This is a genomic window from Microbacterium sp. CCNWLW41, assembly GCF_037083505.1.
This window is the reverse complement of the sequence record NZ_JBAOJP010000001.1, coordinates 1,230,374-1,253,050: the sequence shown is the minus strand read 5'-3', so window position 1 is coordinate 1,253,050 and position 22,677 is coordinate 1,230,374. Positions and strand designations below refer to the sequence as shown.

The window sequence follows — 22,677 nt, the reverse complement described above, 5'->3', positions numbered from 1 at the left end:
GGGAGAACCTCTTCGCTGAGTTTCGGTCGGAGCGGCGGTCTGATGTCTGAGCGCCACGACTCTGCCATCGGCTTTCGAAGCGCTTCAACACCGAGACCATATACTAGGGACTGTGACGATGTCCACGCGCCGCGATGATGCGACCGACCAGCCCGCCGCCGAAGCGCTCCACGTGCTGCGCGCCTCTGCCCCCGCCTCCCGCTGGCTCGAGGCCTACCCCGTCGGCAACGGCGTGCGCGGCGCGATGTGCGCAGGGCTCGCGGGCGGCGATCGCCTTTGGCTGAACGACATCACGGCGTGGTCCGGCCACGCCGACCGCGACCCGCTCGAGGGTACGACCGCCCGCGGCGCCGACGCGCTGGGCGCCGTCCGCGCGGCGATCGACCACGGTGACCTCGACGCCGCCGAAGGCCTGCTGCAGCGGATGCAGACCCCGTGGGTGCAGGCGTACCTTCCGCTCGGCTGGATCGACATCCAGGTGCTGGATGTGGATGCCGCACCCCCGGCGGGCGCGTTCACGCGCCGGCTCGACCTCCCGACCGGCATCGCGGCGCACGAGTACCGGATCGGCGACGCCGCCGTGCGCCACCGCACGTGGGCCGATCTCGTGACCGGCGCCCTCATGCACGAGATCACCGCCGACGCCCCCGTGCGCGCACGACTCACGGTGGGATCGCTGCTGCGGAGCCGCTCCGCCGCAGCGGACCGCGACGGCGACCTCGCCACCGACTGGTGGTTCCCGGTCGACGTCGCACCCGGCCACGAGGATCCCGCCGAGCCGATCCGGTACGACGATGCGGCAGGGCGCCACGGCGCCGTCGTCGTGCGCGCCCTGGGTCCGTCCGCGGTCGCCGAGGGCGCGCTGGTCACCGAGCCGGGGACCACGCTGCTGTTCGCGGTGGCCACGGCGACGGCCCCGTCGCTGCCCGGCGATCCGGACGTCGCCGGCGACGCGCTCGAGAGGGCCGCCGCGCTGCTGCACGGCATCCCGGCCCTGTCCGATGTCGCCGCCACCGCAGCGGACCGCGCGCAGACGCACGCCGCCGCCCACCGCGCGCTCTACGAGCGCTGCCTGCTCGAACTCCCCGACCCCGCGGACGGCGAGGCGATCGACACGGTGGAGCGCGTCCGCCGCGCCCAGGAGCGCGACGATCCGGCCCTCGCGGCGCTGACCTTCCACTACGGGCGCTACCTGCTGATCGCGTCGTCGCAGCCCGGCGGCCTCCCCGTGACGCTGCAGGGGCTCTGGAACGCCGAGCTGCCCGGCCCGTGGTCGAGCGCCTACACCCTCAACATCAACACGCAGATGGCGTACTGGCCGGCCGAGACGACGGGGCTCGCGCAGTGCCACGAGCCGCTGCTGCGCTTCGTCCGGCGGCTCTCCGAGACGACGGGCCCGGTCGTCGCCCGCGAGCTCTACGGCGCCGACGGCTGGGTGGCGCACCACAATTCGGATGCCTGGGCGCACGCCGCGCCGGTCGGCGCCGGGCACGGCGACCCGGCGTGGGCGAACTGGTCGCTCGGGGGCGTGTGGCTCGCGTTGCACCTGTGGGAGCACTACGCGTTCGGGGGCGACCGCGCGTACCTGCGCGACGAGGCGTGGCCCGTGCTGGCCTCCGCCGCGGCCTTCGCGCTGTCGTGGATCCAGGGCGACGACGAGCGCGCGTGGACGAGCCCCTCGACCTCGCCCGAGAACCATTACGTCGACGACGACGGCCGCGAGCGCGGCGTCGCGACGACCGCGACGATGGACGTCGCGCTGCTGCGGGAGCTGGCCGTGGTGTGCCGAGCCGCCGCGAGCGCCCTCGGCCTCTCCGAGCCCTGGGTGGAGGAGCTCACGGCCCGCACCGGCGCGCTGCCGGATCCGCAGGTGTCGGCGCGCGGCGAGCTGCTCGAATGGGACCGCGACCGCGTCGAGGCCGAGCCGCTGCACCGTCACCTCTCCCACCTCGTCGGGCTGTTCCCGTACGCGCAGATCACGCCGGAGGCGACGCCTGAGCTCGCGCGCGCGGCGGCCGAGTCGATCCGCCTGCGCGGCCCCGAGTCGACCGGCTGGGCGCTCGCCTGGCGGGCCGGCATGCAGGCCAGGCTCGGCGACGGCGAGGCCGTCCACGCGCAGCTGCGCCTGGCGCTGCGACCGGCCGACGAGGACTCGCACGAGCACCGCGGCGGCGTGTACCCGAACCTCCTCAGCGCCCACCCGCCGTATCAGATCGACGGCAACCTGGGGGTGACCGCGGCCATCGCCGAGGCGCTGGTGCAGTCCTTCCACGAGCCGGTCGCCGCGGGCGATCCCGGCCCCGGGGTGGCGCAGGACGCGCCGGCGCCCGCACGTGTGCGGGTGAAGCTGCTCCCCGCGCTCCCGCCGGCGTGGCCGGACGGGGCGGTGCGCGGCATCCGCTCGCGTGGCGATGTGGCGGTCGACCTGGAGTGGGCGGGCGGACGCCTCGTGCGCGCCCGGTTCGAGGCGGGGTCGCGAACGACGACAATGAGTGTGAGCGGACCCGACGGTCCGATCGACACGTTCGAACTCGCCCCCGGAACCTCGAGGGTGATCGACGCGAGAGAGCTGGGTACCTCATGGTGACGATCGCGGACGTCGCACAGGCGGCGGGCGTGTCGATCTCGACCGTCTCCTACGTGATGAGCGGCAAGCGCGCCATCTCGCAGGAGACGCGCGTGCGCGTCGAGAAGGCGATCGACAGCCTCGGATTCAGCCCGCACGCGGGTGCCCGGTCGCTCGCGTCGCGGTCGACCAACGTCATCGGCCTGCAGGCCCCGCTGCGCACCGGCGTCGACGTCCACGTGGTGATGCAGATCGTGACCGGCGTCGTGACGCAGGCGCGCAAGCACGGGTACGACATCCTGCTGCTGGCCAGCGACGACGCGAAGGCGCTGCAGCGGGCGGCGAAGGGGTCGATGGTCGACGCCCTGCTGGTGATGGATGTCGAGTCCGACGACCCGCGCATCGAGACGCTGTCGGGGCTGGGGCATCCGAGCGTCCTCATCGGCCTTCCCGAGGGCCGCCGCGCGATCCCCTGCGTCGACTTCGACTTCGAGGCCGCCGGATGGCTCGCCGTCGACCGGCTCGTCGATCTGGGACACCGGCGCATCGCGCTGATCGGCTCGCCGCCCGAGGTCATGTCGCGGCACACGTCCTATGCCGACCGGCTCGTGCGCGGCTTCCTGGCCGCGTGCGAGGCGAACGGCGTGACCGGGACCGTCCATGCCTGCCCGAGCACGGCCGAGGCGGCGGCCACGGTCGACGCGGTGATGGACGAGAACCCCGATATCACCGGCTTCTTCGTGCACAACGAGGGCGCGCTCCCCCACGTCGCCGCCACGATCGCGCAGCACGGCCGCAGGCGCAGCGACGAGCTCTCGGTGGTGGCCCTCTGCCCCGAGGACGTCGCCCGTTCCGTGGCGGGACTCGCCGACAGCATCGCCGTGCCGGCCGAGGACATCGGGGCCGCCGCGACCGACATGATCTGCGAGATCCTCGCGAACGGCGCGAAGCCGGCCGTGCGCCTGCTGCCGCCGGCGCTGACCGGAAGCACGCCGGCCCTGTGAGGGCGAGACGAGCCGCCCGCCCGCGCGGCGGCAGGTGACCACGGATGCGCATCGACCCCGACAGCCGCGCCCTGAACGGCTTCTCGACCTTCCTCACGTTCGTCGCGCTGAACCTGCTCTACATCGTGCTGTGCCTGCCGGTCGTGACGATCGGGGCCGCCACGAGCGCCCTGTTCGAGGTCACGATCCGGTACTCCGACGACGAGAGCGGCCGGCCGCTCAAGGACTACCTCCCGGCATTCCGGGCGAACTTCGGGCGGGCGAGCGTCCTCATGCTGTGCCTGCTCGCGCCGGCCGCACTGCTGGGGTTCTCGAGCGTGTTCTGGTTCGCCCATCCCGCGCTGTTCGCAGGGGTGGCGGGCGTGCTCGCGATCATCGGCGCGGTGTACCTGTTCGCGGCGTTCCTGTACGCCATGGCCCAGGTCGCGTACTTCCGCAACACCGTGCGCCAGACCCTCCGCAACGCGCTGCTCCTCCCCGCCGCCGAGCCGGTGCGCACCCTGGGGCTGCTCATCATCCCGGTGACGGCCGTCGCCCTCACGATCCTCTTCCCGCCGGTGGGCTTCCTCGTGCTCACGATCGGCTTCTCCGTCGGCGCGTACGCGACGGCGTTCCTCTTCCGCAGCGTCTTCGCCCGCCACGAGGCCTGATCGCCGCGGCGTCCGCGTCGACGGATGCCTCGGCCCCACGGCATCCGTCCCCCCTCCCCTCCCCTCCCCTCCCCGGCGCGGCGACGCACGCCTCGTCGTCCCCGCGGTCGGACGCCGGGTCCCGAGTATGTGGGCAAACACCGCAGATGCGACGACACACCAGCGCGCGGCGTCGTGTCTCGTCGCGAACGCGGTGTATCGGCCGCCTCAGGGCGACGGAACGCGGGGTGACGACGGGACGCGGTCGACGCCCCGGCGCGGGGTGGGACGGCAGAAGGGCCCGGAATGCCGCAGCATCCCGAGCCCCTCGCCTGCCGGCCTGTGTCAGCCGGCGAACTCCTCCGTCACGGCGACGCGGGCGTCGTCCTGCGCCTTGGCGTTCTCCATGTCGAACTCGAGCACCTTCTCGTAGCCGAGACCGTTCGCGGTCTCGATCAGCTCGTCGCGCAGCGACTCGAACTTCGCCTCGCTGTCGGCGAAGACCATCTGCCACGAGAACTGCTTGACGATCTCCTTGACCTGATTGCGCAGCGTCTCGATCTCGGAGCTGTCCGCCGGCGGCGCGTAACTGGCGCCGGGGGCCACGAGCACCTGGTCGTTGGTCTGCAGGTACTCCATCGTCGAGGTCGCGCCGCCCATCTTGGCCGACCAGTCCTCGGTCAGCGGGTTCGCGATCGCCGCCTGATAGGTGGGCCAGAAGGTGTAGCTGTACGGGAAGCCCGTCTCGGTGTCGACCTCGATCGGCAGCACGGCGCTGATGTTGAGGGCCGAGACGCCGTCGGCGTAGTCGCCGCCGCCCCACTCCTCGGGGACGGTCCCGCCGCCCTCGAGGAAGACCTGCTTGCCGAAGTCGGTGAGCTCCGGCTCGCCGGCGTCGTTGACATCCCACGTGAGACCCTGCGGCCCCGCCGAGGCGCCCGTCTGCGCGTTGTTGGCGTAGGCGCCATCGGCCGAGTACAGCCAATCGATGAACGCGGCGATCCGCTCCGGGTCCTCGGCCTTGGAGCCGATCGCGAAGATCGGCTTGCCGCCGTACGCCTCGGCGCCGTAGGAGAAGATCTCCTGGTCCTCCATGGGCACCATCTGGAAGCCCTTGCCCGCGGCCATGTTCTCCTCGGTGTTGAACGCCGACTGGCCGAGCCACGGCCACCACGAGAAGAGCACCTGGCCGTTCTGGAACTTCGAGAACAGGGTGTCGTAGTTCTGCGTCGTCGACTCCGGGTCGACGAGTCCGAGCTGGTTGGCGTCGAAGTAGAGCTTCAGGCTGCGCATGTACTCGCCGTCCGGATCCAGGATGCCCTGGTAGTCCGAGCCGTCGGCCTTGGCCAGCACGAAGCCGATCTCGTCGTAGCCGTAGAAGCAGGCGGGCTGCTTCGCGGTGACCATCATGTTGCCGTCCCAGTCCTTGAACAGCGAGAAGCCGTAGACGGGCTGGCCGTTGTCGGTGGTCGGGTGCGCGGCCTGCATGTCGGCGAGCACCGGCAGCAGGTCCTCGAGCGTGCCGACGTCGGGGTAGCCGAGCTCCTTGTAGTAGTCCCACCGCACGAAGGGGCCGAACGTCGGGTTGAGACCCTCCGACGGCTCGGTCGGCTTCAGCGACGACACCGACGACGGGAAGGCGAAGACGCCGTCCTTGCCGTCGTTGAGGTGCTCGACGGCCTTGTCGAACTTCGACACGCTCTCCATCGCCGGGTAGTAGTCGGCGGCGTCGAGCACCAGGCCGCCCTGCACGAGCTCGTCGAGCTGCTCGCCCTTGTTGACGATGATGAGGTCGCCCAGCTCGCCCGCGGCGACGCGGGTGTTGTAGAGCGTGTCACCGCCGCCGGCCACGTTGGGGGCGATGATGTTCAGCTTCATGTTGAACTCGTCTTCGACGATCTTGGCGAACCAGCCCTGCTGCACGCCCATGTAGTTGGCGAGGCCGTCGAAGACGTCGATCGTGATCTGCTCGTCCCACTTCTCGGGGAACTCGTCGATCGCGCCCTGCTCGTCACCTCCCCCCGCGCTGCACGATGCCAGCGATCCCGCGGCGAGCAGCGCCACGAGTGCGAGGGACACCTTCTTCCTCAGCTTCATTGCTTTCCTTTCTCGGTGGTGCGTGGCCGCCGTCAACCCTTGACGGCGCCCAGCATGATGCCCTTCACGAAGAAGCGCTGGAACAGGGGGTAGATGAAGATGATGGGCAGCACGACGAGCACGGAGACCGTCATGCGGATCGACGTCGGCGTCTGGGTCGTCGCCGCGCCCGCGATCTGCCCGAGATTGCCGCCGGCGTCCTGCGCCGCCTGGGCCAGGCTCGACGCCTGGTTGATGAACATGTAGAGCAGGTACTGCAGCGTGTACAGGCTCTGGTCGGTGATGTAGATGAGGGTGTCCTGGAAGCTGTTCCACTGCATGACAGCGCTGAAGATCGCGATCGTCGCGAGGATCGGCGTCATGTTGGGCAGGTACACGCGGAAGAACACCTGGAGGATGTTGGCGCCGTCGACCTCCGCCGCCTCCTGGAGCTCCTTCGGCATCGACTCGACGTACGTCTTGGCGAGGATCACGTTGAACGGCTGGACGACGAACGGCAGGACGTAGACCCAGAAGTTGTTCGTGAGCCCGAGCGACTTCATGATGATGAACACCGGGATCAGGCCCGCGCTGAAGTACATCGTGATGATGAGGAAGCGGTACCAGAACTTGCGGCCCCACATGCGCGTCTGCGTGAACATGAAGCCCAGGAACGCCGAGGCGAGGACGGTCAGGATCGTCCCGATCACCGTGCGGCCGATGGAGACGACCGTCGCCATCGGCAGGCCGGGCAGCTGGAACACCTGCCCGTAGTTCGACAGGTGGAAGTCGACCGGCCACAGTCGCACATCGCCGAGCGCCGAGACGTCGTTGGCGCTGACGGAGTTGATGATCAGGTAGTAGAACGGGTACGCGCAGATCAGGGCGAACACCGCGAACAGCACGTAGTTCAGAAACCGGAACAGGATGTCTCCGGCCGACGGCCGGTACCGGGCCGAGCTGTCGCCTCGGTGGGCGGTCGTGAGCGTCTTGGTCATCGTCGTGGTCATGGCCCGGCCCTCAGACGATCGATTCGCCGCGGACACGCTTGGAGACCGCGTTGACGGTGAGCAGCAGCGCGACCGAGATGAGGCTCTTCAGCATGCCGATCGCGGTGGCCAGCGACAGGCTGTTGCCCGTCATGCCGATGTTGTAGACGTACAGGTCGAGCACCTGGATCCACTCCTTGTTGAACGCGTTCTGGAACACGTAGTACTGCTCCATGCCGTTGTTGAGGATGTTCGCGATCGACAGCAGCAGCAGCACCAGGTACGTCGGCATCAGCTGCGGGATGGTGATGTGGCGCATCAGCTGGAAGCGTCCGGCACCGTCGATGCGCGCCGACTCGTACAGCGACTGGTCGATGCCGGCGATCGCGGCGAGGTAGATGATCGCGCCCCAGCCCAGCCCCTTCCAGATGCTCCAGAGCGTCATGGTGAGCCAGACGTTCTCGTCGGTGTCGAGGAACTTGACCGGGGCCGTGACGAGCCCCGCGTCGATCAGCACGTCGTTGACGAGACCCGAGCTCGAGAACAGCGAGAACGCGATCATGTACACGAGCACCCACGAGATGAAGTTGGGGAGCGCCGTGAGCGTCTGCACCGAGTTGCGGAACCACGGCGCCTTCACCTCGTTGAGGAGGATCGCGAAGAAGAGCGGGAGGACGGATGTCGCGATCCCCAGGAAGCTGATCGCGAGGGTGTTCATCAGCACCTGCCCGATCTGCGCCATCTGGGTCGGCGAGCTGACGAGCATCTGGAACCACTGCAGGCCGACGAACTCGCTGCCCTCGAGGCCGAGCGCGGGCTTGTAGTCGTAGAGCGAGTAGACCCAGCCGTACAGCGGGAGGTAGGAGAACAGGAACGCCAGCACCAGGAACGGCACGATGCAGAGGAAGAGCTTGAACGACGTCCTGCTGCCGGCCGGGCGGATCCGCGGGCCGCGGCGCTTGCGGGTGTTCTTCTCGAGGTTGTGGACGGCCGCCTCCTGGAAGACCGTCTGCGCCTGAGCCTGCGTGGTCATCGGACCGTGACTCGGAGAAGGGCGTCCGGGTCGGATGCCGTCGGGTGAGCATGCCGCGCTTCCATGTCACTCCTTCGTGTACGTGGGTGCCCCGGGCGGGGGGCGGGATCCGTGGTGATCAGTCGAACCGCTTCGATTTCGAACCGCTTCGATTGAAGAGTAGGCGGGACGTGTTCGGTTCGTCAAATGTCTTCTCGTAACGCGGGGGTAACGATCGTCGCCGTGGGCGCAGCGGCGGCGTGCGTCGGAAAGCGCCTACCATAGTCGGACCGAGCGCGCGGGCGGCATCCACGCCCGCGACAGGGAGCAGAACGGGACGACCGAGATGAAGCGAGTGGGCATCCGCGATGTCGCGGAGCGCGCCGGCGTCTCGATCAGCACGGTCTCCAACGCGCTCAACCGGCCGCACATGGTGAGCGAGCGGCTCGTCGCCCGCGTCCGGTCCGCGGCCGATCAGCTGGGTTACGTTCCGCTGCAGGCGGCGCAGGCGCTGCGCGCCGGACGCTCCGGCCTGCTCGGCATGACGGTGATCAACATCGCCAATCCCTTCTTCGCCGACATGGTCGCCGGCGCCGAGGACGCGGCATCCGCCGCAGGCCTCCGCGTCCTCGTCGGCAACAGCTCCGACGACATCGCGAAGGAGCGGGACCACCTCGAGCTGTTCGAGCGCGTCCAGGTCGAGGGCGCGCTGGTGAGCCCGTTCGGCCCGCTCGCACCGTGGCTCGACCGGCTGCGCGGGCGCGGCATCCCCGTCGTCCTCGTCGACGCCGTCGACGACGCCGGCGAGCTCCCGTCGGTCTCTTTCGACGATGTCGCCGGCGGTCGGCTCGCCGCAGAGCACCTCCTCGCGACGGGACGACGCCGGCTCGCCTTCGTCGGCGCCCGTCAGGCCGTGCGGCAGGTGCGCGAGCGGCTCGATGGCGCGCGGCAGGCCGTGGCGGCCTGCCCGGGGGCGACCATCGAGCCGATCTGGACCGAGCGCACGACGTCCGCGCGAGGGCTCGCCTTCGGCGAGCAGCTGGCCGCCCGCCCCCCGGCCGAACGGCCCGACGGCCTGGTCGCCTCCAACGACCACCTCGCGATCGGACTGGTCCACGGTCTCATCGCGGGAGGCGTGCGCGTGCCCGAGGACGTCGCCGTCGTCGGCTACGACGACATCGAGTTCGCGGCCATCGCGGCGGTGCCGCTCACGTCGGTGCGCCAGCCGGCGCGCGAGATGGGCCGGACCGCCGCCGAGATGCTGCTCGCGCGGATCTCGGGAACCGCCGGTCTCGACCTCACCGAGGTCGTCTACCAGCCGGAGCTGATCGTGCGGGCGTCCACCGCGCGGTAGCGGCACCGCTCAGCTGACGAGCTGCGAACCCCGGGCGGGCTCGTCGCCGTCGCGCCTCTCGATCGCGCGGAGCGAGCGTGCGACGAAGGCCGCGATGCGCCGTGCGCCCCGCTCTTCGTCCTCTCCGGGCCCGCGGGGGCGGCATCCGTCTACCATGTCATCATGGCGCAGAAAGCGTTTACCGGGCCCATCCGCGTCATCGCGATCGCCCAGCATCCCAAGCCGGGCCGCTCCGTCCTGCGCCTGCTCGCCCGTCGGCCCGGGCGGATGACGCTCGCCATCCTCGCCTTCGCGTGCAAAGAGATCCCACTGTGGTTCCTCCCGGTGGTGACGGCGCGGATCATCGACCTCGTGGCGACGGGCGGCGACGTGTCGACGGTGCTCATCTGGTTCGTCGTGGCGGCGGTGCTGCTGATCCAGAACTACCCGATGCACATTGCGTACACGCGCAACTTCATGACCGTCGTGCGCGACACCGGGGCCGACCTGCGCAACGCCCTCGCCGCGCGACTGCAGAGCCTCTCGATCGGCTACCACACGCGCGTGAGCTCCTCGATCGTGCAGACCAAGGTCGTGCGCGACGTCGAGAACGTCGAGCTCATGCTGCAGCAGGTCACCCACCCGCTGCTGTCGGCGACCATGGTGCTGATCGGCGCGGTCGCCATGACCGCGATCGCTGTGCCGCAGTTCCTGCCCGTCTACGCACTCGCGGTCCCCATCGCGCTCGGCCTGCGGTGGGCGCTCAGCCGCCGTTCCCGCGCCCGCAACGAGGTGTTCCGGCGCGAGGTCGAGGGCTTCGCCGCCCGCGTCGGAGAGATGGCATCCCTCATCCCGGTGACGCGAGCGCACGGGCTCGAGCGCACCGCCGTCTCGCGCGTCCAGGCGGGCGCGGACGGGGTGCGCCGCGCGGGGCTGCACCTCGACATGCTCAACGGCCACGTGGCCTCGATCTCGTGGGTCGCGATGCAGCTGCTCGGACTCGGATGCCTCGTCGCCGCCGCCATCTTCGCCCTCACCGGGATCCTCCCCATCACGCCCGGCGAAGTCGTGCTGCTGTCGACCTACTTCACGCTGCTGACCCAGGGCCTCACGTCGCTGCTGATGCTGATCCCCGTCGGCGCGCGCGGCATGGAGTCCATGCGCTCGATCTCGGAGGTGCTCCAGGAGCCGGACCTCGAGCAGAACGAGGGCAAGCGCCCGGTCGCGACGGTGGACGGGCGCCTCGAGCTGCAGCACGTCTCGCACCGCTACGACGGCGCCGACCGGGATGCCGTCCACGACGTGTCGCTCGACATCCGGCCCGGCGAGACGGTGGCCTTCGTCGGCTCGTCCGGCTCGGGCAAGTCCACGATGCTCAACCTCGTCCTCGGCTTCGTGCGCCCGACCTCCGGGCGCCTCCTGCTGGACGGCGACGACATGCAGGACCTCGACCTGCGCACCGTCCGGCGCGCGGTGTCGGTGGTGCCGCAGGAGTCGGTGCTCTTCGAGGGCAGCATCCGCGAGAACATCGCCTACGGCCTCGACGACGTGTCGGACGAGCGGCTGCGCGCGGCGCTGCGCGACGCCAACGCCGCCGAGTTCGTCGACGCGCTGCCCGACGGCTGGGACACCGTCGTGGGCGAGCGCGGCGCCCGCCTCTCGGGAGGACAGCGGCAGCGGCTCGCCATCGCCAGGGCGCTCGTGCGCGATCCGCGGATCCTGCTCCTCGACGAGGCGACGTCGGCGCTCGACCCCGAGTCCGAGGAGCTCGTCAAGGAGGCGCTCAACCGTCTCATGCGGGGGCGCACGACACTCGTCGTCGCGCACCGCCTGTCGACGATTCGCCAGGCCGACCGCATCGTCGTGCTCGAGCACGGCGAGGTGGTCGAGATCGGCAGCCACGACGACCTCGTCGCCGCCGGTGGCCGCTATGCCCATCTGCACGCGACCCAGGCCGGCCTCCAGCGCTGAGCGGGCGCGGCGTGTCCCCTCCGGCGGGCGCGATCCGGAATTCGGAGATCGGGCGCCTTTCCGGAGCGACGCGCCGGCGGCGGTCCGGAAAACGTGCGGAAGTCCGAACTCCGGATCGGCGCAAAGGGCGGCGGCGCGGGAATGGGATAGCGCTTTCCGCTGCGAACGCCTACCCTGGAGGGGACGGGATGCCGGCGGCTGCGGCATCCGCTCGATCCCGAGGAGCCACCGTGACCGACACCCTTCGCTGCGCCATCGTGGGCACCGGAGCCATCGCGCACTCGCACATCCGAGCGATCGCGGCCTACCCGAACGCCGAGCTCGTCGCCGTCACCGACCTCTCGCGGGCGTCGGCCGAGGCGTTCGCGCAGCAGTACGGCGGGCCCGCGGTCTACGACGACCTCGACGAGCTCCTCGCGGACGCGAAGCCCGACGTCGTCCACATCTGCACGCCCCCGGTCGCGCACACGTCGCAGGCGATCGCCGCCTTCGCCGCCGGCGCGCACGTCGTCGTGGAGAAGCCCCCGGCGCCGTCGCTGGACGAGCTGGAACAGATGACGGATGCCGCCTCCGCCGCCGGTCGCGAGCTCGCGGTCATCTTCCAGCAGCGCACCGGCACAGCCGCCGCTCACGTGAAGCGGCTCCTCGACTCCGGCGCGCTCGGGCGTCCCCTGCTCGCCCAGTGCCAGACCCTCTGGTACCGGGACGCCGCCTACTTCGCGGTGCCGTGGCGCGGGAAGTGGGAGACCGAGGGCGGCGGCACGACCCTGGGGCACGGCATCCACCAGCTCGATCTGCTGTCGTACCTGCTCGGGGACTGGGAGCGGGTCGAGGGCCGCATGTGGCGGCTGGACCGCGAGACGCAGACCGAGGACGTCTCGACGGCGACCGTCGTCTTCCAGGGCGGCGTCGTCGCGCAGGTCGTCTCGAGCACGCTCTCGCCCCGCGAGGTCAGCTCGATCCGCATCGACACCGAGAAGGCCACGATCACCGTCGATCACCTGTACGGCCACGGCCACGAGAACTGGCTGATCACGCCGGCGGCGCACATCGACCCCGCCGAGGCTGCGGCGTGGGAGCTCACCGGACCCGAGGAGCGCAGCGACCACGAGTTCCTGCTGCGCGACGTGTTCGACGCGCTGCGGTCCGGCGCACCGCTGCCCTCGACGGCCGACGCGCCCGCGCGGACGTTCGAGCTGGTGGCGGCGATGTACGCGTCGGCGGACGCCGACGGTGCGGTCATCACTCCGGCGGACCTGGCGGCCCACCCGACGCACCGCCGCAGCTTCGCGAGCACCGTGATCGACCTGCGCGCGGATCGATGACGACCACGGCCCCGTCGATCGACCCCGGAGCGCCCGCGCCCCGCGAGCTGTACCGGGATCCGGTGTACGACGGCGCCACCGACCCGACCGTCGTCCGCGACGGCGACGGCCAGTGGTGGCTGTTCTACACGCAGCGGCGCGCGACGCATCATGACCCCGGACCCGGGGTGGCGTGGGTGCACGGCAGCCGGATCGGCGTCGCCCACAGCGACGACGGCCTTCGCTGGCGCTACGCCGGCACGCTCGAGGCGAGCGAAGACGCGCTTGTCCTCCGGGCCGGCGCGCCTCCGCTCGTGGTCTCCGAGACGCACTGGGCACCCGAGGTTGTGCACGACGGCACGCGCTGGCGCATGTACCTGACCCGTATCGACGGCATCCCGACGCGGTGGGAGGGACACGAGCGCCACATCGTCGAATACGTCTCGGACGACCTGCGCACGTGGACCAGGCGCGGCGTCGTGCCCCTCGCGAGCGACCGGGTCATCGACGCCGCCGTCGCCCGCTGCCCGGACGGACGGTGGCGGCTCTGGTGCAAGGACGAGGCCGCCGACTCGACGACGGCCGTCGCGGTCTCGGACGACCTCGAGACGTGGCATCCCGTCGGCACCGCGATCGGCGGGCGCCCGCACGAAGGCCCGTACGTCTTCGAGCTCGGCGACTGGTGGTGGATGCTCACCGACGAGTGGCGCGGCATGGCGGTCTACCGCAGCGACGACGCCGTGTCGTGGACGCGACAGGGTGGGGCGGATGCCGTCATCCTCGGCGAGAGCGGCGCTCCGGCCGACGGCGTGCAGATCGGGCGCCACGGGTCTGCCGTGGTCACGGACGGTGAGGCGCGACTGTACTTCTTCACCCACCCGTGGTGGGACGGCAGCGAGCTCGCCGACGCCGACGAGCGCACGCATCGCCGCAGCGCGATCCACGTCGCCCGCCTCCGCGTGGTGGACGGCGAGCTGATCGCCGAGCGCTGACGCGAGCCGGGCCGGCATACCCGTCGCCGTCCGCAACCTGGACTGTGACCGGGCACAGTTCCTGTGCGCGGAGAACGGCACGCCGTTACTGAATCGTTTAAATTTCTCGCCTTCATGTCTTGCGAAACGTTTTTGCCTCGGGTACCGTAGCGGGCAAGCGCTTTCCAGCACCGCATTTTCCGCACTGAGGGACGCGCCACACCGCACACCAGACGACGAACGTCTCGCGGCGAACACGAACGCAGACGTTCAAGAGAGGACAAGGATGTTCAGCAAGAAGCGGGCATTCGCCGTCACCGCGATCGCGGCCGGCGCAGCCCTGGTGCTCGCCGGCTGCGCCGGCGGCAGCGAGGACAGCCCCGAAGCCGACCCCACCTTCGACCCGAACGAAGAGGTCACGCTCGACCTCGCCTTCTGGGGCAACGACGTTCGCGCCGGGCTCTACAACGAGGCGATCGAGGCGTTCAATGAGGAATACCCGAACATCACGGTGAACTCGACGTTCCTGGGCTTCCCGGAGTTCTGGGAGAAGCGTCAGACCGAGGCGGCGGGCGGCAACCTGCCCGACGTCATGCAGTTCGACTACTCGTACCTGCGCCAGTACTCCGAGAACGGGCTGCTGCTCGACCTCGGTCCGTACCTCGGCAACATCATCGAGACCGACCCGATCCCCCAGAACATCCTCGACATCGGCGTCGTGAACGACACGACCTATGGCATCGCCACCTCCACCAACGCGTGGGGCCTGTTCACCAACCCGGTCCTGCTCGAGCAGGCCGGCGTCGACCAGTTCGAGGGCGGCACGTGGGAGGACTACACCGAGTGGATGGGTGAGGTCACCGACGCTTCGGGCGGTGCGTTCTGGGGTGGCAGCGACTTCACCGGCCGCATCCAGAACTTCGAGGTGCAGCTGCGCGCAGAGGGCGAGAACCTCTTCAACGAGGACGGCACGCCCGGCTTCGACGAGGAGCGCCTCGCCGAGTTCTGGGAGTCCGGACAGGACATCCGCGACGGCATCGGCATCCCGCAGCAGCGCGTGGCGGAGGTCGCCCCGAAGGGCGCCTTCGACAGCGCGCTGACGGCGAGCGAGCTCACGTGGGACAACTTCGGCGCCGGCTACCTCGCGGGCCTCGGCGAGTCCTACACCGAGCTCGGCCTCATCGCTCCCCCGGTCACGGAGGAGGGCGCCAAGGACCTGTACCTCAAGCCCTCGATGCTCCACACGATCTCGGCCAACACCGAGCACCCCGAGGCTGCGGCGACGCTCGTGAACTTCCTGGTCAACTCGCCGCAGTCGGGTGAGATCTTCGGCACCAACCGCGGCCTGCCGGCCTCGGAGACCGCGCTGGAGGCTGCCGAGCTCGACCCGCTGAGCCAGCAGGTCAAGGACTACGAGGCCTCGATCGCCGACCGCCTCGGCGACGCCCCGCCGGTGCCGATCGTCGGCTACGGCACCCTCGAGGAGAAGTTCCGCCAGCTCGGGGAGGAGCTGAACTACGGCACGATCACGGTCGATGACGCGGTCTCGCAGTTCTTCGCCGAGATGGACGTCGTCCTCAACCAGTGACAGCTTCCGGGTCCGGGCGTACGATGCGCCCGGGCCCGGAACACCACCCGAATCCGTATCGGAGAGTCCACGTGAGCACCACAGCGACCAGAGTCATCGTGACCGGTGAGAAGCCTTCGCGCCGGTCCCTGTTCCGCCGGAGCAGGCCCGAGCATGTCAACCGTCCGGGCATGCGACAGCGTGCCGTGAAGGAGACGGTCGCCGGCTACGGCTTCCTCGTCCCGTGGCTGGTGGGCTTCTTCGGCCTCACGCTCATCCCGATGGCGTACTCGCTGTACCTGTCGTTCACGGCGTACAACATCTTCTCCCCGCCGCGCTGGATCGGCTTGGACAACTACGTCCGGATGTTCACGTCCGACCCGGCGTTCGTGCAGTCCGCGCAGATCACCCTCATATACGTGCTCGTGGGCACCCCGATCACCCTGGCCGCGGCGCTGGGCGTGGCGATGCTCCTCAACTACCGCGACAGGGGCGCCGGCTTCTTCCGCTCGGCGTTCTACGCCCCCTCGCTGATCGGCGGATCGGTCTCGGTCGCCATCGTGTGGCGGGCGATGTTCGCCTCCGACGGTCCGGTCGACAACGGCCTGTCGGCCATCGGCATCGACCTGGGCGGCTGGATCGGCAATCCCGCGCTCGTGCTGCCCGCGATGATCCTCCTCGCGGTGTGGCAGTTCGGCGCGACCATGGTGATCTTCCTCGCCGGTCTCAAGCAGATCCCCAAGGAGCTGTACGAGGCGGCCGAGATGGACGGCGCCGGCGCCTGGCACCGGTTCCGCGCGGTCACCCTGCCGATGCTGTCGCCGGTCATCTTCTTCAACCTGCTGCTCGGGCTGATCGGCGCGTTCCAGGTCTTCGCGTCGGCCTACATCATCTCCAACGGCACCGGCGGCCCCGCCGGCATGACGAACTTCATCACGCTGTACCTGTACAAGCGCGGCTTCTCCGACGGCCAGATGGGCTACGCCGCCGCCATCGCGTGGGTGCTGCTGATCGTCGTCGCCATCATCGCCTTCATCCTCTTCCGCACTCAGCGCAGCTGGGTCCACTACGCCGGAGACAACCGATGACCACCACATCCTCGTTCGGCGAGAACGCGCTCCTGCTCACCGAGAACCAGGTCGACCCCGACCAGAAGTCCAGCCCCGCCCCGCGTCGCAAGATCAAGACCAAGACCTGGCAGACGGTGATCTGGTTCGTCGTGCTCCTCGTCGTCACCGCGGTCGTGCTCTACCCGCTGGTGTGGCTGCTGTTCTCCACCTTCAAGCCCAACAGCGAGTTCGGCTCGAACATGGGCCTCATCCCGAACAACCCGACCATCGACAACTACGTCAAGGTGCTCGAGGGCATCGCCGGCGTTCCGATGTGGCGGTTCTACCTGAACTCCCTCATCATCGCCGTCGGCTCGGTCATCGGCGTGCTGCTCTCGTCGTCGCTGGCCGCCTACGCGTTCGCCCGCATCCAGTTCAAGGGCCTCGGCATCCTGTTCGCGGCGATGATCGGCACGCTCCTGCTGCCGTTCCACGTCGTGATCATCCCGCAGTACATCATCTTCAACCGGCTCGACATGATCGACACCTTCTGGCCGCTGCTGCTGCCGAAGTTCCTCGCCACCGAGGCGTTCTTCGTGTTCCTGCTGGTGCAGTTCATCCGCCAGATGCCGCGCGACATGGACGAAGCGGCCCGCATCGACGGCGCCGGCCACGTCCGCATCTTCTGGTCGATCATCCTGCCGCTGATCAAGCCGGCCCTGATCACCTGCTCGATCTTCGCGTTCATCTGGTCGTGGAACGACTTCCTCGGACCGCTGCTGTACCTGACCAGCCCCGAGAACTACCCGCTGCCGATCGCACTGCGCCTCTACAACGACCAGACGTCCGTCAGCGACTACGGTGCCACCGTCACCGCCTCGTTCATCGCGCTGATCCCCGTGCTCCTCTTCTTCCTGGTGTTCCAGCGCTTCCTCGTGGACGGCGTCGCCACCCAGGGCCTCAAGGGATAGGGCACCCCTCATGGACCGCCGAGAACTCCGCGCCGCGCGTCGCGCCGATGCGACGGGAAGCGGGCCGACGCTCGAAGAGCGCGAGCCCGCCCGCTTCCCCGGCGCGAAGGGGGCGTTCGCCCTCTTCGGCGAGGTGCTGCTGACGGGCCTGCTCGTCACCGCCGGCGGGCTGCTCGTGATCACGCTGCCGGCCGCCCTGGCCGCCGGCATTCGTCACCTCCGCCGGTACGTGAACGCCGAGCAGTCGCACGTGCGGACGTTCTGGCAGGACTGGCGCGCCGCTCTCCCGGGCGGGGTCGTGGTCGGCGTGATCGGAGCGCTCCTCGCCGTCGTGCTGACGCTCGACATCGATCTCGCGAACTCCGGTGCGCTGCCCGGCGGCCCGGCTGTCGCGGTCGTCGGCTGGGCGGGTCTCGTCGTCGGCGCGACCGCCCTCCTCGTCGCGGCCGGTGCGTGGACGCCCGAGCGGGGCTGGCGCGGCGCCGTCCGCGGCATCCCCTCGGCTGTCACCGGTGACCCCGTCGCCACCGTCTACCTCGCGGCCGCGGCCGTCCTCGTCGCGGTCGTCACGTGGATGCTCGCTCCCCTCATCATCGCCGGGCTCGGCTGCGCCGCGTTCGCCGTGGTCGCCGTCCCCGCGCGCCGCGGCCGCCGCGGCTGATCCCGACCCCTCCCCCACCGCAACCTTCGAACAAGGAGCTGCTCGACGTGCTCTACGGCGCCGACTACAACCCCGACCAGTGGCCCGAGGAGGTGTGGGACGAGGACGTCCGCCTCATGCAGGAGGCCGGCGTCAACATCGTCAGCCTCGGCATCTTCGCGTGGTCGCGCATCCAGCCCGCCGAGGACGTCTGGGACTTCGAGTGGCTCGACACCGTCATCGACAAGCTCCACGCCGGCGGCATCCAGGTCAACCTCGCCACCGCGACCGCGTCTCCGCCGCCGTGGGTGAGCGCGACCTACCCCGAGACGCTCCCCGCCGACGAGTCGGGCGCCTCGTACTGGCCGGGCAGCCGCCAGCACTTCGCGCCGTCCTCGCCGACGTACCGCCGTCTCGCCGGCGAGCTGGTGCGCCGCCTGGCGGAGCGCTACGTCGATCACCCGGCGGTCGTGATGTGGCACGTCGGCAACGAGTTCGGCTGCCACCTCTGGATGGACTTCTCGGATGCCGCGCGCGACGCGTACCGCGCCTGGCTCGCGAAGCGGTACTCCACGATCGAGGCGCTCAACGAGGCATGGGGCACGAGCTTCTGGTCGCAGCGCTACGGCTCGTTCGACGAGGTGTTCCCGCCCCGGCTGGCGCCGTACAGCCACAACCCGTCGTCGATGCTCGACTGGCGCCGCTTCACGAGCGACATGCTGCTGGAGTGCTACCTCATGGAGCGCGAGATCCTGCTGGCCGCGGGCGCGACGCAGCCGATCACGACGAACTTCATGGGACCGTTCAAGCCCGCCGACTACCGCAAGTGGGCGCCGCACATGGACGTCATCGCCGACGACTGCTACCCCGATCCGGCGAACCCGCATCGCGTGCGCGACGCCGCATTCCAGCGCGACCTCATCCGTTCGCTGAAGCCGGGCGTGCCGTGGCTGCTGTGGGAGCAGGCGACGGATGCCGTGAACTGGCGTCCCGCCAATCCCGGCAAGCGTCGCGGCGCCCTGGTCGCCGAGTCGGCCCAGTCCATCGCGCGCGGCGCGGACGGCATCATGTTCTTCCAGTGGCGGCAGTCCCGCGCGGGCAGCGAGAAGTTCCACTCGGCGATGCTCCCGCACGCCGGCACCGGGACCCGCACGTGGGACGCGGTCACGGCGCTGGGTGCGCGCCTGGCCGCACTGCCTGAGCTTCCCGCCCCCGGCCGCGACGCCCAGGTGGCGCTCGTCTTCGACTGGGAGAACTGGTGGGCGGTCGAGGAGCGCGACCACCCGACCGAGATCGACTACCTCGCGCTGACCCTCGAGTGGTACGGCGCCTTCCACTCCCGCGGCATCCAGGTCGACATCGTCGGGCCCGAGGAGGTGGACCGCTCCTACGACCTCGTCGTGGCACCGGCGCTCTACCTCCTGCGCGACGAGGGCGCCGCGGCGATCACCCGCTTCGTCGAGGACGGCGGCACCCTGCTCACGGGACCGTTCAGCGACATCGTCGACGCGCACGATCAGTTCCGCGACGGCGGCTTCCTCACCCAGCTCGGCCCGGTGCTCGGCCTGCGCTTCGAGGACTTCGGCGCGCTCGCCGGTGCCGCCGCGAGCGCCAACGGCGTCGGCGCCCTGAACGTCGAGGCGCTCCACGCCGCACGCTCGGCTGCCGCCGGCGGAGCCGTGTCGTTCACGCTCGGCGGCTCGTCGCAGACGGGGCGCCTGGTGGCGGAGGCCGTGCACGCCACGGGCGCCTCCGTGGTCGGCACCTTCGCATCCGGCCTGCAGGCCGGCTCCCCCGCGCTGACCCGTCACCGCCTCGGCGCGGGCGAGGCGTGGTACGTCGCGACGCAGCCCGACCCCGACGGCATCGACGCCGTCGTCACGGCCGTGGTCGAGGCATCCGGTGTCCGCCCCGTCGTCGACGGGCTCCCCGCGGACGTCGAGGCGGCCCGCCGTGGCGACCTCATCACGCTCATCAACCATGGTGAGACCGCCGTGACGGTCGACGTGGCGGGAACGGATGCCGAGACCGGAGCGGCCGTCCACCGCGTCATCCTCGATGCGCAGGGTGTCGCCTTCCTCCTCGTGCCCGCCTCGCCCGGCGCGCCGGCGTCCGCCCCCGCCGCAGAACTGTCCGCCGCCCGCTGAGCGGCGACCCCCCGACCCTCGCCCAACCGCACCCACTGGAGACATACCCATGCCCGCACCTCGCCTCCTCGCAGCGGCCGCCCTCACGGCGACCGCGGCGCTCGTCCTCGCCGGATGCTCCGGCGACACCTCCGATGACGCGGCGGCGTTCGACCCCGACGAGAAGGTCACCATCGACTTCGCGTTCTGGGGCAACGACGACCGCGCGACCCGCTACAACGACCTGATCGCGGCGTTCAACGAGGAGTACCCGAACATCACGATCAACACCTCGTTCACCGACTTCCCCAGCTTCTGGGAGAAGCGGCAGACCGAGGCCGCCGGCGGCGGACTGCCCGACGTGTTCCAGTTCTCCGACAGCTACCTGCGCCAGTACGCCGAGTCCGGCAACCTGCTCGACCTCGCCGAGGTCGCGGACTACGTCGACACGACCACGTTCGATGAGTCGCTGCTCGGCACCGGCGCCCTCGACGGAACGCAGTACTCGCTGCCGACGGGCTACAGCCTGTGGGCGAACTTCGTCAACGACGACCTCGTCGCACAGGCGGGCGTCGAGGCGCCCGAGGCCGGCGGCAGCTTCGCCGACTTCGACGAGTGGATGGCCTCGGTCACCGATGCGACCGGCGGCACCGTGTACGGCGGCACCGATTACACGCAGCGCATCCAGGTGTTCGAACTCGTGCTCCGCGCCGACGGCGGCAACCTGTACACCGAGGACGGCGAGCTCGGCTTCACCGAGGACGAGCTGCGCGACTTCTGGGAGTCGGGCGCCGACATCCGCGACGGCGTCACCGTGCCGCAGCAGACGCTCGAGGAGCTGTCCCCCAAGTCCGGATTCGGCGCGGCCGTGACCGCGAGCGAGATGAGCTGGAGCAACTTCCTCGGCGGGTACCTCGCCGACTCGGGCGCCTCATCGATCTCGATCGTCGCCCCGCCGACCGCGGAGGAGGGCTCGAAGGACCTGTACCGTCAGGCGGGCCTCCAGGTCGCGATCGCGCAGAACACCGAGCACCCCGAAGCCGCCGCGCTGTTCCTCGACTTCGTCGTGAACAGCCCCGAGGCCGGCGAGATCTTCGGCACGACGCTCGGCTTCCCCGCCTCGTCGTCGAAGCTCGAGGGCACGACCCTCGAGGGCGCCGACAAGCAGGTCGCCGACTACATCGAGTCCGCCGCCGACCGCATCGGCGACGCCCCGCCGGTCCCGGTCGTCGGCTACGGCTCGCTGGAGCAGACCTTCTGGGACCTCGGCAAGTCCATCGGCCTGGGCGCCCTCTCGGTCGACGACGCGGTGACCCAGTTCTTCGCAGAGGCCGACGCGATCCTCGGCTGACCGACAGCAGGACGACGGATGCCGCGGCTCATCGAGCCGCGGCATCCGTCTGTTCGTCTGTGGGAGGGCCTGGTCAGGCCAGGCTGACCTCGACGGCGACCCGCTCGGTCGCCGAGCGCTGCGCGGCGTCGGCGAGGATCAGCGCAGCGCGTCCGTCCTCGAAGGTCGGGCTCGACGCGGTCTCGCCGCGGGCGAGGCGGACGAACTCCCCCAGCTCGGCGGCGTAGGCCTCGGCGTAGCGCTGGAGGAAGAAGTCCTCGTACGGTGCCCGGGTCTCCACGCCGACGCCGGTGGAGAGGCTCACGAGGCTCGTCGAGCGGTTCGCGACCTGCAGGGTCCCGTTCCCGCCGAACGCCTCGAGGCGCTGGTCGTAGCCGACGGCGCTGTGCCGCGAGTTGACGATCGTGACGAGCGCCCCCGACGCCGCGCGCAGCGTCACCACCGCCGTGTCGAAGTCGCCGTGCTCGCTCGCGCCGTCGTCGAACGTGCGCGAGCCGACCGCGCTGACCTCGACGATGTCGGGCAGGAAGCTGCGCGCCATGTCGAAGTCGTGGATCGTCATGTCGCGGAAGATGCCACCCGAGACGGCGATGTAGTCCGCCGGCGGCGCGGACGGGTCGCGACTGATGATGGTGAGCTGCTCCAGGGCGCCGATCTCGCCGGCGGCGACCCGCGCGCGGACTTCCGCGAACGCGGGGTCGAAGCGCCGGTTGAAGCCGAGAGCCACGGGGATGCCGGCCGCCGCGACCTTCGGGCGCAGCCTGTCGACGCGCGCGATGTCGAGATCGATCGGCTTCTCGCACAGCACCGGGATGCCGGCATCCACCGCCCTCTCGATGAGGTCGACGTGCGTCGGGGTGGGCGAGGCGATGAGGACGGCGTCCACGTCGCCCGCGGTGAAGACCTCGTCCGTGTCGGCCGTCGCCCGTCCCCCGAAGCGGTCGGCGACGCGACGCGCCCCGTCGACGAACGGGTCGGCGACCCGCGCGAGGGCGGTGTCCGGGTTCGCGGCGATGTTCTCGGCGTGCACCTGGCCGATGCGGCCGGTGCCGATGAGACCGAAGCGGAGAGGGGCGTGGGGCACGGCGGTTTCCTTGTCTCTGTCGGAGAAGAGGCGG

The 22,677-nt window shown here is 70.3% G+C and carries 17 protein-coding genes; 13 read left to right on the top strand and 4 right to left on the bottom strand.

What is annotated here, in order from left to right; all coding sequences use genetic code 11:
* The first annotated feature begins 118 nt into the window (after positions 1–118).
* From V6R91_RS05470 to V6R91_RS05460, 3 genes are read left to right on the top strand one after another with little or no spacing between them, the layout of a single operon-like run.
* Positions 119–2,587: a glycosyl hydrolase family 95 catalytic domain-containing protein gene (locus V6R91_RS05470; RefSeq protein ID WP_336395048.1), complete on the top strand. Its 2,469-nt coding sequence runs from the start codon at positions 119–121 to the stop codon at positions 2,585–2,587.
* Positions 2,581–3,570 (top strand): LacI family DNA-binding transcriptional regulator, encoded by a 990-nt coding sequence (locus tag V6R91_RS05465; protein WP_336394569.1) that lies wholly within the window; start codon positions 2,581–2,583, stop codon positions 3,568–3,570. The genes V6R91_RS05470 and V6R91_RS05465 overlap by 7 nt, the downstream gene beginning before the upstream one ends.
* 44 nt (positions 3,571–3,614) lie before the next feature.
* Entirely contained in the window at positions 3,615–4,220 is a 606-nt protein-coding gene (locus tag V6R91_RS05460; RefSeq protein ID WP_336394568.1) for a YesL family protein, read from the top strand.
* Between the two features lie 324 nt (positions 4,221–4,544).
* Here the strand turns inward: V6R91_RS05460 and V6R91_RS05455 are convergent, their stop codons facing one another.
* The 3 genes from V6R91_RS05455 to V6R91_RS05445 are packed head-to-tail and all read right to left on the bottom strand — an operon-like array spanning position 4,545 to position 8,297.
* Complete coding sequence (locus tag V6R91_RS05455; protein ID WP_336394567.1) at positions 4,545–6,296, bottom strand: ABC transporter substrate-binding protein; 1,752 nt, start codon at positions 6,294–6,296, stop codon at positions 4,545–4,547.
* Positions 6,297–6,328: 32 nt separating this feature from the next.
* Positions 6,329–7,285, bottom strand: a complete 957-nt coding sequence (locus V6R91_RS05450; RefSeq protein ID WP_336394566.1) for a carbohydrate ABC transporter permease — start codon at positions 7,283–7,285, stop codon at positions 6,329–6,331.
* A 10-nt stretch (positions 7,286–7,295) separates the two neighbouring features.
* Positions 7,296–8,297 carry an ABC transporter permease gene (locus V6R91_RS05445; protein ID WP_336394565.1) on the bottom strand — a complete coding sequence of 334 codons (1,002 nt, stop codon included), beginning with the start codon at positions 8,295–8,297 and terminating at the stop codon, positions 7,296–7,298.
* A 325-nt stretch (positions 8,298–8,622) separates the two neighbouring features.
* Between V6R91_RS05445 and V6R91_RS05440 the strand changes: the two genes are divergently transcribed.
* The 10 genes from V6R91_RS05440 to V6R91_RS05395 all read left to right on the top strand — a co-directional run bounded on the left by V6R91_RS05440 (position 8,623) and on the right by V6R91_RS05395 (position 21,559).
* Positions 8,623–9,630, top strand: coding sequence for a LacI family DNA-binding transcriptional regulator (locus V6R91_RS05440; RefSeq protein ID WP_336394564.1), 1,008 nt, complete (start codon positions 8,623–8,625; stop codon positions 9,628–9,630).
* A 162-nt stretch (positions 9,631–9,792) separates the two neighbouring features.
* Entirely contained in the window at positions 9,793–11,580 is a 1,788-nt protein-coding gene (locus tag V6R91_RS05435; RefSeq protein WP_336394563.1) for an ABC transporter ATP-binding protein, read from the top strand.
* Between the two features lie 230 nt (positions 11,581–11,810).
* A complete protein-coding gene (locus V6R91_RS05430) occupies positions 11,811–12,905 on the top strand; it encodes a Gfo/Idh/MocA family protein (protein ID WP_336394562.1) in 1,095 nt (364 codons plus the stop codon).
* On the top strand, positions 12,902–13,876 hold the full coding sequence (locus V6R91_RS05425; RefSeq protein ID WP_336394561.1) for a family 43 glycosylhydrolase: 975 nt from the start codon (positions 12,902–12,904) through the stop codon (positions 13,874–13,876). The genes V6R91_RS05430 and V6R91_RS05425 overlap by 4 nt, the downstream gene beginning before the upstream one ends.
* Before the next feature lie 265 nt (positions 13,877–14,141).
* Complete coding sequence (locus tag V6R91_RS05420) at positions 14,142–15,443, top strand: ABC transporter substrate-binding protein (RefSeq protein ID WP_336394560.1); 1,302 nt, start codon at positions 14,142–14,144, stop codon at positions 15,441–15,443.
* Between the two features lie 170 nt (positions 15,444–15,613).
* Positions 15,614–16,510 carry a carbohydrate ABC transporter permease gene (locus V6R91_RS05415; RefSeq protein WP_336394559.1) on the top strand — a complete coding sequence of 299 codons (897 nt, stop codon included), beginning with the start codon at positions 15,614–15,616 and terminating at the stop codon, positions 16,508–16,510.
* Positions 16,507–17,442 (top strand): carbohydrate ABC transporter permease, encoded by a 936-nt coding sequence (locus V6R91_RS05410; protein WP_336394558.1) that lies wholly within the window; start codon positions 16,507–16,509, stop codon positions 17,440–17,442. The genes V6R91_RS05415 and V6R91_RS05410 overlap by 4 nt, the downstream gene beginning before the upstream one ends.
* 10 nt (positions 17,443–17,452) lie before the next feature.
* A complete protein-coding gene (locus V6R91_RS05405) occupies positions 17,453–18,103 on the top strand; it encodes a DUF624 domain-containing protein (protein WP_336394557.1) in 651 nt (216 codons plus the stop codon).
* A 47-nt stretch (positions 18,104–18,150) separates the two neighbouring features.
* Positions 18,151–20,229: a beta-galactosidase gene (locus V6R91_RS05400; RefSeq protein WP_336394556.1), complete on the top strand. Its 2,079-nt coding sequence runs from the start codon at positions 18,151–18,153 to the stop codon at positions 20,227–20,229.
* Positions 20,230–20,278: 49 nt separating this feature from the next.
* Positions 20,279–21,559 (top strand): ABC transporter substrate-binding protein, encoded by a 1,281-nt coding sequence (locus V6R91_RS05395; protein WP_336394555.1) that lies wholly within the window; start codon positions 20,279–20,281, stop codon positions 21,557–21,559.
* A gap of 73 nt (positions 21,560–21,632) precedes the next feature.
* Here the strand turns inward: V6R91_RS05395 and iolG are convergent, their stop codons facing one another.
* Positions 21,633–22,643 (bottom strand): inositol 2-dehydrogenase, encoded by a 1,011-nt coding sequence (gene iolG / locus V6R91_RS05390; protein ID WP_336394554.1) that lies wholly within the window; start codon positions 22,641–22,643, stop codon positions 21,633–21,635.
* Positions 22,644–22,677 lie beyond the last annotated feature (34 nt).